Genomic DNA, 13,421 nt, shown 5'->3' with positions numbered 1-13,421 from the left:
CATGGTAATTCAACCAGGTTTCGCATCAGGATCATCATTGTCGCACGAAGGGCCTCAGCACCCGTGTACCGCCGATACTGGTCCATTCCAACAGGTAAGGTCCAGCGCCAAGACCGGAAAGGTCCAGAAGGGTTCGGTTATCGTTGGACCGCAGTTCAAGCACAGCACGTCCGTCCATGGCAAGTATGCGGATGGTACCTCCGTCATGTCCTTGCTCAGGCAACTGCACCTGCAGTTCGCCATTCGTCGGGTTGGGCATCAGAACCAGCTCCTGCGCACGGGCCTCCCCCACCCCCGTGCTGAACTCCGCCACCAGCACGCTCGGCGCGGTGATCACCGGCGGGTTATAGTCGAAATAGATGTTGGCGATGTTCTCGATGAGGGTGCCTGGCTCGATCGGCAATCGAGGCCTAACGCGGAAGCCCACGAATCCGTGGCTCGCGGGCTCGTTCACGTTGCTATCGGGCAGCAGGATATTCGGGAAGTTGAACCGCAGGATGCCATGGCCGGTGAGGTTCCAGTTCATCGCGTGCGAGGCCGCGCCCACCTCGATGGTGGCTGGATCAAGAGTGGATGGCAGCGTGTCGGTGACCACCACATGGAAAGCGGTGTCCGTGCCGGTGTTCTGGAATCGGATCACGTAGTCGATCCATTCATCTTGATCGATGAAGTACACCTCATCGCTTTGGCCGGTGCTGGTGCTTGCCAGTTTGTCGTTGGGGTCGTAGCTGGCCGTGACGGTTTGCTGCGATGTCCACGCATTGTTGGCCGGAACAGCATCGGTGTTCGTGGTGGAAACCGTGGCTGTGGCATTGAGCGTGGTGCCGATGAGACCGATGTCCGGTGGCACCTGTAAATGCACGAAGCGATAGGTGCTCGCATAAGCGCCAATGCCAGTCAGGCTCCATGTGACGGTGTTGCCAACCACCGACGACGGCGTGGGCGATGCCGAAACGAAGCTCAGCACCGGATCGAACTCGAAGGTGAGCGTGCTGGCACCTGCGTTCGCAGCCGTGTTGTTGCGAAGGTTCAGCCCATACAAGAGCTGGAAGCCGGGTCGTGCCGGTCCGTTGCATCCGGTCACCTGGGCATCCAGCGGGAAAAGCGATGAACAGCCGATCGGCCTGGTCACGCTGCTCTGTGAGCCATCCAACGTGAAGGGACCGGGGCATTCCTGCTGTGCACCGGGATGGATCACCGTGTGGTCGTAGGTGCCGAGCGGCAGGTTCGTGCTGTAGCCGCTGATGGCGTTCGAGGTGGCATAGTAAGGCCCGGGCGTGAACTCCACGATGGCCTGCGGGATCTTGTTCTCGTTGAACTGCCAGGTGCAGTTGGCATTGCCATCGATGAAGACCGGACCGTTCACATTCGCGCAGCCGTTGCCCAAGTCGTCGATCACTGCGACGGTCTGGTCCCAGCAGAGCTCATCATCGAAAGGACCGTTGGTCTCGGCAACGACCTTCAGCACATAGGTCCCCGGAGAAAGCTGGCCATGCGCACCGGCCGTGCCTGGTCCGATAGGAACCGACGAGAGCAAGTTGCCGCTCGGCCGGTAGATGCGCAGGGTCATCAATTGAGACGATAGCGGACTGACCGAGAAAGCGAAGGTCCCGTTGTTGCCGCCTGCGCACGATCCCTGCACGTCGTACACAAAGACACTGGGCCACACCGCCTCCGTGCTCATGACCACCTGGCTCTCGCCGGGGCAGCCGTTCGCATCCTCCCAGGTGATCGTCTGAAAGGATCCCGAGGGAACGTTCATCTCAACACGGACCAGGGAATCCATGCCGGAGCAATTCGTGCATTGCACCACGGAAACACCTTGGACCTCTGCGGGTCCGGTGATCGTGAACGGTGGCGCACCCCAGATGTATGCACCGTATTGGGCTTGATTGAACAGCGTGAGCTCCGCCATGGGAAATCCTCCAGGGCAATGCGCGAGGTTGGCGTACGTCTGTCCGCCTTGCTGCATGTTGGTCACGCCCACATCGCCTTGCCCGAAAGCCTGCGTACCCACGAAATCCGTCACCGTTACGCTGTAGGTGCCGGGCAACAGACCCGTGATGATCTCTGTGGTGGCGCCCGTGTTCCACGCGATCGTGTACGGCGGAACACCGCCACTGATCAAGGCTTCCATGATGCCAGTCGGATAGCCGCACGCTGATTGGACGGGGTTGATCACATCCACTTGCAGTGCTACGATGCGTAACGATCCGAATAGTGCGAGCGCGAAGGAGAGGGTCCTGTTCCTGGTCATTGGCCGATCTTGATGAAGCGTTCGTTGCGGGTCTCATTCACCGTGTGCATGCGCAGGAAGTATGCGCCATCCTCCAAGTGCCCGATGGCGATCCCCGACGCGGGGATGGGGCCGCTGCCTTGTTCCAAGGTCGCACCCGAAGAGGAAACGACTTCCCACCGGAGCACCTTGGCCGCGACCGATGCCTCGCTCAAGCGCACACGGTCCATCGCAGGGTTCGGGCTCAGCAATGCTTCAGAAGGCAATGCATCATTCACCCCCGTGCTGAACTCCGCCACCAGCACGCTCGGCTCGGTGATCACCGGCGGGTTGAAGTCGAAGTAAATGTTCGCGATGTTCTCGATCACGGTGCCGGGCAACAATGGCAATTGCGGCCAGATGCGGAAGGTGACGAATCCATGGCTCGCTACCTCGTCTGTGGTGCTATCGGGAAGCGCGATGCCGGCAAAGCGCCATTCCACCACCCTCCCGGGTTTGAACCGGATGCTGAACCCGTGCGATGCCGCGCCCTGCTCGAACGTGGCCATGTCCAGCCATGCTGAAAGCGTATCGGTGATCACGACCGTGAAGGCCGTATCCGTTCCCGTATTCTGGAACCGGATCGTGTAGTCGATCCATTCATCCTGTGCAATGAAGTACTGCGAGTCACTTTGGCCACTGCTGGTCCGAGCGAGCTTGTCGTTGGGGTCGTAGCTGCCCGTGATCACATCGTTCCAAGTTGCCATGTTGTTGCCTGGATCGGCTTCTGTGAACGATTGCGTCGCTTCGAGAACGTGTGTGATGGCGGTTCCGAGCAGTCCGGGATCCGGTGGAACCTGCAGTACGACGGAGAAGTCGAGCATGTCAAAGCCGACCATCGGCGGCAGGTCGCTCCATATGATCACGTTACCCACCACGCTTGTCGGTGTCGGCGCGGCGCCGATGAACGACAGCGATGGGTCGAAGGTGAAGGTGGCATCCACTGATGAGGATAGCTGCCCACTCATGTTGCGCACCTGCCCCTGCACTTGATGAACGAATCCCGGCCTGGCCGGACCAGCTGAAATGAACGTCTCCAGATCCAGATCGACCAGGCTGCTGTCCGCCAGGTCTAGCACCGCCAGCGGAACAGGAACGGTCAAGTCGAATGGGACTGGCGAAGAGGATGGGCACAGCGGATAGAGATCGGATCCGCTCGGCGCCAGGGTGTATGAACCGAGCGGAAGATTCCGGGAGTACTCCCCGTGCGTACTGGTAATGGCCAGTTCCGACCCGGGCTCGATGTTCAGGACTCTGAAGGGCACGCCAGGATCGTTCGCACCCTGTATGCAATCCTGGTCATGATCGATGAACAAGGTGCCCGAAACATTCCCGCAAGCTGAACCGAGGTCCTCGATCACGAAAGGAATGATCTCCATGCACTCAGACGGCAATCCTGGTGAGCCAGCGATCCGCCGGTACTCATAGGCACCAGGCGCCAATGCAGAATAACGGATTATGTTGCCACCGAGGAATTGATAGCCCACTTGCAAGGTGATGTCCACCCCACCCTGCCAAAGCGATAGCCAATTCCCGCCACCATCGAACCATGCCGGGTTGATCCAGATCTCGATCGCTCCATTCGCCCCACCGCCGCACGCACCTTCAACCAAAGTGATCTCCGATGGATAGGCCGGGTTGATCAAGGTGTCGATGAAGCTGCCGCTTCCAGGGCAACCGAAGGCGTCCGTCACGGTGTAGTCATACACGGTCCCGGAACAGAAATCCGTGAAAACAGGCATGCCCAAGAAGTTGGCGTAGAAGGTGACGGATGGGTCCGACCATGTCACGGTGTATGGAGCCGTTCCGTCGAAAAAGTACATATAGCGGGCTCCGTTGCACGCTCCCGGGCAGGCCACGCCGGTGTGGCCGAACAGATCATCAACGCCATAACTCACTTGCCCACCGCCGATGCTGGTGAGCCCTGGCTGGTTGATCACGGTCACCTGGGCGGTCGCCCATTCACCAAAGAAGTCAGTGACGGTGAGGCTGTAGGTGCCAGCGCCCACATTCATGAGCTCCGGACCATCTGACCCGTCCGACCAAGCATATGTGAGCGGTTCCATCGCCGGCCCATCGATGTACACGGTCACGTATCCATTGCCGTTACCGCATGTCTCGGGATAGGGTGTCAACTGGATGTTGAACGCGGATGCACCGGTCGCCAAGGCGAATGAGGCGAGAAGGGAGAAAGCACGCATGGTTCAAGGTTTAAGGAAGCGCTCGCGTACGGCACTTCCGTCGATCATGGTAGCGATGAGCAGGTAAGCGCCTGCATTCAACATAGAGACGTCGATGCTGGCGACGGATGCCCAGACCGTCCGCTGGGCCACATCTCTCCCGTCAGCAGCCACGATCCGCACCGATCGGATCTCGTTGGACGAAGCAATATTCAGCTGATCAATGACCGGCACCGGCGAAAGCCGCAAATTGGTTGTGCTCACCTCCTCCACCCCCGTACTGAACTCCGCCACCAGCACGCTCGGCTCGGTGATCACCGCTTCATTGAAGTCGAAGTAGATGTTCGCTGTGTTGGTGAGAACCGTTCCTGCTAGCAAAGGCTGCACAGGCTTGATCCTGAACTTCAAGAAGCCCTGACTTCCGGCAAGGTCCGTCGTGCTGTCCGGAAGGTTGATGGCATCGAAGAACCACTCCACCACGCGACCGGGTTTGAAAGTGTAGGTGTGTGCATGCGAGGCCAAGGCCATCTGGAACGTTGTCATGTCCAGTTCCTCCGGCAGCGTATCGGTGATGGTGATGAAGAAAGCCTCCGCCGTGCCCGTGTTCTGGAAACGGATGGTGTAATCGATCCATTCGTCCTCGTTGATGAAATAAAGAGCATCGCTCAGGTGCGAGCTGGTCGCAGCGGTCTTGTCGTTCGGGTCGTAGCTGCCCGATACCACTCTTGTCTCGCTATCCGTGTTGTTCGCCACGTAGGTGTCGGTGTTCGCACTGGAAACACTGATGCTATGGTTGAGCACCGTGCCCAGCGGCGTGCCAACAGGCACAGTCGTCCAGATGATGAAACCCTGCGCGCCGAAGTAGTCCAACTCGGCGATCTGCCAGGTGAACACGTTGCCTGCGGTCGAGGTCGGTGTCGGCGTGGCGCTCACGAAGTCCAGCGTCGGGTCGATCGTCATGATAACCTCCACGGCTCCCGTGGCCTGCACCGTGTTGTTGGCCGCACCGCCAGAGATCCTGTGCGAGAAACCCGGCCGTGCCCATGTGGAGTTGATGTTCGCGCGCAGGTCGAGCGGTGCGGTGCTGTTGTTGGCCCAATCGATGTTGGCGATGGGCCCGTTCACCGTGAAAGGCACGGGCTGCGTTACCGGACAATAGGGAACAAGCGTGGGGTTGGTCTGCGCGATGGTGTAATTGCCCGCTGCCAGATTGAAACTGTAGTGCCCATTGCCTCCCGTGATCGCGTATTGCGTTCCGGGCTGGATCACCATAACGCTCCCCGGCACGCCCACCTCGCCACCATCCCACACGCAGTCGCCATCCTGATCGAACCACGCATTGCCTTCCACCGTCGTGCAGCCGGGACCCAGGTCGGGAACGTTGAAAACCGGCGTGAACAGGCACTGGCCCAACATGGGGTATGCCTGCAAGGTGTAATCCCCTGGAGGCAGATCCTCGTACTCGTGCGGGGTGAATTCAACGAGTTCCACTTCGTTGCCAATAGGGTTGCCCGTGCTGTTGGAATAGAGCTGGAACCTGGAATATCCCCAGTCCTGGTAAAGGGAGATACTTCCGATGTCAGATCCGGCGCAAGCACCTTCGACCCCGTTCAATGACGGCAGTGCGGTCTCGTCGGTGGTGTGTACCGTGAACAAACCGGAGCCCTGGCAGCCGAACGCATCGGTGATGGTATAGGTCACGAACTCACCTGCGCAGAAGCCGGAGTAATACGGGAAGCCATAGGTGTCGAGCCCCTCATAGTTCGCAGCCACGCTAAAATCAACGGTGAAAGGAGCCGTGCCGCCCAAGGAGACCATGGGCATGCTGAGCATTCCATTGCACTGCCCCGCGCACGCCCCGCCCGTGAAGCCTGTTATGTCGTAGAACGAGCCGTAGCTCGGATAGTAGTTGATATCACCATCGAAGGGTAGCGCGCTCAGGCTCTCCACTGTGGCGTTCGCTGTGAACGGTGTACCCACCGCATCGGTTATGGTGACCGAGTAAGCGCCTCCCGGTACGCCGGTGAGCATCTGCGTGGTGGAACCGTTGCTCCACAAGTAGGTATAGGGCGCCACCGCTCCGCTGCCGCTGATGTTGCAGGAAAGCTCGGCGTTCGAGTTGCCGCAAGTCTCCGGCTTCATCACGGTGATGTACGCCGTGGCAGCATTCGAGACGAACGCGAGGCAGATAGCAGCCATGGTGGCGGCACTTCGGGTCTGCTGCAAGGTCATGGTCCTCATTGTTTGATGAAGCGCTCGCGCGCCGTTGTTCCGTGCTGGAGTTCCGCTATGAGCAGGTAGGCCCCGCTCTTCAAACCGTTCAGGTCGATGCGTAGGTGCGGTGATCGCGCGCTCATGCGCATCACCTCACGGCCATCGGCGGCCAGGATCAACACGTTCGACATTGCATCGCCACTGGTCACGATCAACTCATCGCTCGCAGGCACCGGTGCCAAGGAGATCGCACTGCTCCGCTGCTGTGCCACCCCCGTACTGAACTCCGCCACCAGCACGCTCGGTTCGGTGATCACCGGCGGGTTGAAGTCGAAGTAGATGTTGGCGGTGTTCTCGATCACCATACCCGGCAACACGGGCATGCGCGGACGGATGCGGAACGAAACGAAACCATGGCTCGCGGCTTCGTTCACGTTGCTGTCCGGAAGCAGGATGTCGAAGAACCTGAACTTCAATGTGCCTTGCTCGCGGAGCTGCCAGGTGAACGGATGCGATGCGGCGCCGATCACCAGCGTTGAAGGATCGAGTGTCCCGGGCAGCGTATCGGTAACGATGATGTGGAAGGCGGTATCCGTGCCGGTGTTCTGGAAGCGGATGGTGTAATCGATCCACTCGTCCTGATCGATGAAGTAGAGAGCAGCGCTCTGGCCACTGCTCGTCCGCGCGAGTTTGTCGTTGGGGTCGAAGCTGCCCGTGACCGTTCGCACCAATGTGGTCGTGTTGTTGGAAGGATCAGTATCGGCGTTGAGTGTTGCAACACTGGCCGTGGTGATCAGATCGGTACCGATGAGACCGACATCCGGTGGGATCTGCAAACGCACTTGAATGGAACGCTGTTGAAAGGGCGTGAACTCCGGCTGATCCCATGTGAGCGTATTACCCAGCACCGTGGTGGGTGCTGGCGTAGCGCTGATGAAGCCCAGCGCAGGGTCGAAGTCCATAGTAACGGTAATAGCACCGCTCGGCGCTGGTGTCAGGTTGCGCGTAGCGAGTCCCACGTGGTACTCGAAGCCAGGCCGTGCTGCACCGCCGGCAAGGGCGATGTTCGCATCCAAGGGTACCAGCGATATGGACGGCATGTTCACGGTGGCCGTGTTACCGGCGATGGTGAAGGGAATGGCAGAGCCCGTGCACTGCTCTTCCACGACGCTGCTGATGAGCGCCGCTGAGTAGCTGCCGTTCGGGAGGTGCAATTGGTACTGACCGCTACTGCCCGTATTGGAATAGTACGGCCCCGGAACCACCTCCAACACCACATCCGGTACGCCCGGTTCAACTCCTTGAATGGCGCAATCGAGGTTGTTGTCCATGAAGACCTTGCCTTGAACACGACCGCAAGTAGGTCCAAGGTTCGGGATCGTGAATTGGACGGAGCCGACGCAACCATACGGAAAGCCCAGGTTGCCGGGTGACGCGGAATTGAGATTGCCGGACACGAAGAACGAATCCACTCCGGGATACAAATTCTCCAGCGTGACGGTCGTCCCATTCAGAAGGACCGGAACGTACTGGCCGGGTGGCGAATAGGCCCCACCAAGCCATGGCAGGAGTGTGCTTTGCCCTGTAACACCATTGCTGAGCGCTATGGTCACACTCCCTGTCGCTGCGTTGGAGCATGAGCCTTGAACGTCCAGTACCACCATATCGGGGATCACGACCGGCGGAGGCACAGTGAAAGCTTCTTGAGCGACGCACTGGCCACCGGTGAACGTGTAAGTGACCGTGACCATGCCGGAAGGAGCATTGGGCCTGAACCACCAGTTCCCGAGCCCGGAACCCGGGAAAACAGGTTCCTCGTAGAGATCCGCGCCGGTCACTTCAACCACTGCGCTGCTTCCAGGTCCCAGTTGCCCCCATGCCCCCCCCACGTACACCTTCATATAGGGAAGCTCGCCAGCCACGTACGCGAATACGTTCAAATAATCCGTCATTCCCCACAACATATCAACGCTGATGGATGCGGTCTGCTCGGCCATCAGGGCAAGGGCATCCGTCACGACCACTTTGTAGGTGTTGTCGCCCGGCAGGTCCTGGATGTTCGCACCACAGTCCAAGCAGTACACCTCGGGGATCTCGTTCACGATCCGGTACCAATCATACTGGTAAGGCTCCGTGCCACCCGAAGCGCTGGCCTCAAGCATACCGGCGCCCTGCCCGCAGATGTCGGCCTGGATGACTTGAAGGCTCACAGTGAGCGCCTGCCCATCTATGCTGGCGAACAGGAGCGCACAGCTCCATACGATGCACCAGCGGACACGGCTCGGAATGTTCTTCATGACTAGTGGTTGTTACTGTCGAACGAAACGCGAAAGCCTCCGCCCACCCGATCCTTCAAGTACTTCCAGCATGTACGCGCCGGTGGAAAGGCGTGAAACATCCAACGTGACACTTGGACCGGTCATCCGCTGTTCCGTCACCACTCGTCCATCCATCTCCATGACCCGAATGTGGCCATTGGCTGGTTCGCTCAGCATCACGGTGAGTTCATCGCTCGCTGGGTTCGGGAAGACTCGAAGCTCCTCTTGACCCTCTTCCTGTACGCGTGTACTGAACTCCGCCACCAACACACTCGGCTCGGTGATCACCGGTGGGTTGAAGTCGAAGAAGATGCTAGCGATATTCTCGATCACCGTGACGGGCGCGATAGGCAGGTGCGGCTTGATCCGGAACTGCACAAGGCCATGCGAAGCAGGCTCGTTCACGTTGCTGTCCGGCAACTGGATGTTGTTGAAGATGAAGCGCACGATGCCTTGACCAGCCATTTGCGTGATGCAGCTGTGCGAGCGCGGCCCGAGCTCGAAGGTGCCGGGATCGAGCGTCGGCGGCAGCGTGTCGGTGATCACCACGTTGAAGGCCGTGTCCGTTCCCGTGTTCTGGAATCGGATGGTGTAGTCGATCCACTCGTCCTGATCGATGTAGTAGAGCGCGTCGCTCAACTGGCTGCTGGTGGTGGCCAGCTTGTCATTGGGGTCGTAGCTGCCGGTCACGGTGCGCAGATGCACCGCGCTGTTGTTGGTCAGGTTCGTTTCGGGCTGCGCGATGCTCGCCGTGGCGCTGTGCATGAGTTCGGTGCCGATCAAGGCCGGGTTCGGCGGCACCTGCAGGTTCACGTTGATGTGCCGATTGCCGAATGAGATGAGCTGCGCGAGCGTCCAGGTGAGGGTGTTGCCGTTCACCACGGGCGTCGGGCTGGCACTGGTGAAGGTGAGCGCCGGATCGAAGGTGCAGGACACGGTGAGCGTGCCGGTTCCGCCGAGCGTCTCGTGATGGATGTGCAGGCACAGGTTGTAGTTGAAGCCAGGGCGTGCCGGGCCTGAACCGATGAAAAGCTCAATGTCACGCGGCACGAGTACCGTATCGCCCATGTTCTGCGTCACGGATTGCCCGTTGCTTCCCAGGTTGAATGGGATCGGCCCTCCGATGCAATGCTCGTCGAGCACGGCAGAAGCTTGTTCGACCGTGTAGGACCCGGTGGGCAGGTTGACCTGGTAGTATCCATTGGCCCCGGACATCGCAGTGTAGCCTCCAGGTTCGATCAGCATCACCTCGTTCGGCACGCGCGTCTCGAGGCCCGCCATGATGCAATCCTGGTTATCGTCCATATAGACGGTGCCCTTCAGCGTGCCACAGGGTCCCGGCATCTCAGGCACGGTGAACCACACGGTGTCCGTGCAGTAATCCTCGGATACGAAGAAGTACCCTTCAAGCCATTCGTAAGCGGAGTCCTCGAATCTCGGCGACGAGACCAACGCGTACTCCCCCGGTGCGAGATTCTGACGCAAAATGTTGTGCGGGATCTGGCCGAACATCTGGCCAATCGTGGACTGTGTCTGGAGATCACCGGCGTCCGCACCATCACGGATGAGCCGCAAGAGGTAGGGGTCATCGTTGGGCGCTTCATCCACCTGCACCAGAGCGCTGCCATTGAATTCGGCGGCGCACGCAGCATCCACCATGAGCACTTGCCGATCAGGGTGCGCAGGCGGCTGCGGAACCTGCCCGTAGATCGTTCCCGGACAACCATTGGCATCGGTGAAAGCGATGGAGAGCGGTGTGCCAGCAGGAGGCCACATATCGAAGTTGCCCACATACAAGGCGGCGTAGCCATTCGGACCATCGATCACATCCGAGACATAATTCCCGGACAAGGTCAATGGAGGAACGCCCGTATTGTAAATGCTAGCCTGTCCGAGCATCCGGAATGGAGGGCCGAGCATTTGGTCCGGGCAGCCGACCATGCCATCCACCCACGCTTCAAAAGGAGAGGCCGTGAGCGTGAATTCCGCGGTGGCCTGTTCCAGGTTCGCGTCCGTTACGGTGACACTGTAAGTGCCCGCTACCAGATCGTTCAGCCACGAGTCCGTGGAGCCCGTGCTCCAGGAATAGGTGTAAGGCTCCGTCCCGCCTTGCGGCTGCGCGTAGATCGATCCGGTCGGGTACGTGCAGAATGCCGGTATGTACATCTGTATGGTCACCGTGACGGAAAGCGCGGGCGAACTGATCAGCGCGCAGAAGACGAATGCGTTGAGTTGTTTCATGGCGGCGGTTATTCGTGCTCGATGAGGAATGAATGGTGCAACTGGTTGCCTTCAGTGTCCGTGACCCGGAGGAGGTAGGCACCCGAAGGAAGCCCTTGCAGATCCACCAAGGCGCGGTGTCCTTGTATCGGCTCTTCGCGGACCATGCGCCCATCCAAGGTCAGGATCGACAGCCGCGTCAGCAGTGTGGTCGAATGAACGTTCAATTGTGTTCGCGCCGGAACGGGGTAGACTTGAAGGTGGTCCGTGCTCATCTCCTCCATCCCCGTGCTGAACTCCGCCACCAGAACGCTGGGCTCGGTGATCACCGGCGGGTTGAAGTCGAAATAGATGTTGGCGATGTTCTCGATCACAGTGGCAGGAGCGATGGGCAAGTGCGGTCGGATGCGGAAGCTGATGAGCCCATGGCTCTGCGGTTCGTTCACGTTGCTGTCCGGCAGCAGGATGTTCGGGAATATGAACTTGAGCGTGCCTTGCCCTTGCACGTTCCACGTGTGCTGGTGCGATGCAGTGACCAGTGAGATCGTCGCTGGGTCCAAGGTGGGTGGCAACGTGTCCGTGACCACGATGTTAAAGGCCGTATCCGTACCCGTGTTCTGGAAGCGGATCACGTAATCGATCCACTCGTCCTCATTGATGAAATAAAGAGACTCGCTCGCGCGCGTGCTGGTGAATGCGGTCTTGTCGTTCGGGTCGTAGCTGCCCGTGACCGTGATCGCGGCAGAAGCGGTGTTATTGCTTAGCTCGCCATCGGTGTTCGCCGTGGAGACTCCGGCGCTTGCGAGCAGGTCCGTTCCGATCAAGCCCACATCCGGCGGCACTTGCAGGCGGATGAAATAGTCACGGTCCTGGAAGAGGCTGAGCGCCGATTGGTTCCAGGTGAGCGTATTGCCGCTGACCACCGGTGTTGGCGTTGCACTGATGAAGGTCAGCCCTGGATCGAAGGTGAGCGTGGTGGTGGTGGCACCGCTCGATGAGGACGAGAGGTTCTCCACGTGCATGGTGTAGTGCAGCTCGAAACCGGGGCGCGCTGGGCCGGATGCCAGGCTGATGGCCACATCCAACGGGATCGTGGGCTGGTGACCGATGTTGGCGATCGCCGTGTTGCCGTTGACAGTGGCTGCTGCGGGGCAGCTCTGTGCGATGGCAGGTGCGCTGGTGGTCATGGTATAGCTGCCGTTCGGCACCACCACGAAATAGCTGCCGCCGCTGGTGGTGTAATAGGGACCCGGCTGGATCTCCACTACCACGTTCGAAGCGTTCGCTTCGGTGTCCAGGCAATCGCTGTTGTAATCCATGTAGGTGCTGCCGGAAATGCTGCCGCAAGTGGGCCCCAGGTCAGGTATCGTTACCAAGATGCTGTCCGAGGCACAGCCAGCGCCCTGGAGCAACGAAAGCGTAATACCCAGACGGTGCATCAGGTAATAGTTCCCGGGTTCCAAGCCGACGAATGCATACACATTGGGAGCAACCGATTGGAAATTGTTCGCCCATCCCTCAAACTCATTGCTCCCTTCGGATTTCAGTATGTAGTACGTATCGGTCGTCGGTTCGGGAGTAGTGGTGAAAGTGACCTGGCCCGAAGCCACGTTGGCGCACGAGCCCTGCACGTCCACCACGGCGAAACTGGGCCATGAAGTGATCGGGTACCCCGCCGTGAAGCTCAATGTACCGGTGCATCCGTTCACATCCCAAAAGGTCACCATCTGTCCGCTACCTGGAGGGATCGGGCCGGGATTCAGGTAATAGTTGCCCGGACCTGCCGGAGGCGGCACCACATCAATGAACCCCTGCGAAGCGGACCAGGGGCTCACATCGGCTGGCACCCCAGTCGGCTGGGGGGGAAAGAAGAACTCATGGTAATTCTGGCCGGGGCAATAGGCGTGCGGGAAGTTGTAGTCGAACGCTCCGTAGTCCACGCTGATCACGGTGGCTTGCTCGGTCACTTGCGTGCCCACGAAGTCGGTAACGGTAACACTGTAGGTACCTGGGCTCAGGTTGGTTATTCCTTCCGTGGTCTCACCGCCGCCCCAGAGGTAGGTATAGGGCGGCACCCCGCCGGAGACGGATGCATACACAGACCCATTCGCATAGGTGCAGGTCTCGTTCAGCACTTGCAGATTCACGGTGAGCGCGAAGGCCTGTGCGCTCGCGAGTAGGAATGTGGTTCCGAGTAATGCTTTGGTCATGATC

At 59.5% G+C, this 13,421-nt stretch carries 6 protein-coding genes; all 6 read right to left on the bottom strand.

The window, feature by feature from the left end; translation table 11 throughout:
• Nucleotides 1-34 precede the first annotated feature (34 nt).
• Genes IPM12_09535 through IPM12_09510 form a run of 6 tightly spaced genes read right to left on the bottom strand, consistent with a single transcriptional unit; the run spans nucleotide 35 to nucleotide 13,417 of the window.
• On the bottom strand, nucleotides 35-2,257 hold the full coding sequence (locus tag IPM12_09535; protein MBK9148040.1) for a hypothetical protein: 2,223 nt from the start codon (nucleotides 2,255-2,257) through the stop codon (nucleotides 35-37).
• Complete coding sequence (locus tag IPM12_09530) at nucleotides 2,254-4,476, bottom strand: T9SS type A sorting domain-containing protein (GenBank protein ID MBK9148039.1); 2,223 nt, start codon at nucleotides 4,474-4,476, stop codon at nucleotides 2,254-2,256. Before IPM12_09530 ends, IPM12_09535 begins: the two co-directional genes overlap by 4 nt.
• 3 nt (nucleotides 4,477-4,479) lie before the next feature.
• On the bottom strand, nucleotides 4,480-6,687 hold the full coding sequence (locus IPM12_09525) for a hypothetical protein (GenBank protein ID MBK9148038.1): 2,208 nt from the start codon (nucleotides 6,685-6,687) through the stop codon (nucleotides 4,480-4,482).
• A 5-nt stretch (nucleotides 6,688-6,692) separates the two neighbouring features.
• On the bottom strand, nucleotides 6,693-8,966 hold the full coding sequence (locus IPM12_09520) for a hypothetical protein (GenBank protein ID MBK9148037.1): 2,274 nt from the start codon (nucleotides 8,964-8,966) through the stop codon (nucleotides 6,693-6,695).
• Nucleotides 8,967-8,978: 12 nt separating this feature from the next.
• The gene (locus tag IPM12_09515) at nucleotides 8,979-11,228 is read right to left on the bottom strand and encodes a T9SS type A sorting domain-containing protein (protein MBK9148036.1); all 2,250 of its coding nucleotides are present in this window, start codon (nucleotides 11,226-11,228) and stop codon (nucleotides 8,979-8,981) included.
• An 8-nt stretch (nucleotides 11,229-11,236) separates the two neighbouring features.
• Nucleotides 11,237-13,417 (bottom strand): DUF11 domain-containing protein, encoded by a 2,181-nt coding sequence (locus IPM12_09510; protein MBK9148035.1) that lies wholly within the window; start codon nucleotides 13,415-13,417, stop codon nucleotides 11,237-11,239.
• Nucleotides 13,418-13,421: the final 4 nt, after the last annotated feature.

Source organism: Flavobacteriales bacterium (assembly GCA_016716605.1).
GTDB lineage: Bacteria > Bacteroidota > Bacteroidia > Flavobacteriales_F > PHOS-HE28 > PHOS-HE28.
Note: the sequence above shows the minus strand (reverse complement) of the source record. Positions and strands in the feature narration are given on the sequence as shown.

Excerpts from the sequence above, each read along its gene's own strand:
- IPM12_09510 (MBK9148035.1), bottom strand. The coding sequence starts at position 13,417 with ATGACCAAAGCATTACTCGGAACCACATTCCTACTCGCGAGCGCACAG.
- IPM12_09525 (MBK9148038.1), bottom strand. The coding sequence starts at position 6,687 with ATGACCTTGCAGCAGACCCGAAGTGCCGCCACCATGGCTGCTATCTGC.
- IPM12_09520 (MBK9148037.1), bottom strand. The coding sequence starts at position 8,966 with ATGAAGAACATTCCGAGCCGTGTCCGCTGGTGCATCGTATGGAGCTGT.
- IPM12_09515 (MBK9148036.1), bottom strand. The coding sequence starts at position 11,228 with ATGAAACAACTCAACGCATTCGTCTTCTGCGCGCTGATCAGTTCGCCC.
- IPM12_09535 (MBK9148040.1), bottom strand. The coding sequence starts at position 2,257 with ATGACCAGGAACAGGACCCTCTCCTTCGCGCTCGCACTATTCGGATCG.
- IPM12_09530 (MBK9148039.1), bottom strand. The coding sequence starts at position 4,476 with ATGCGTGCTTTCTCCCTTCTCGCCTCATTCGCCTTGGCGACCGGTGCA.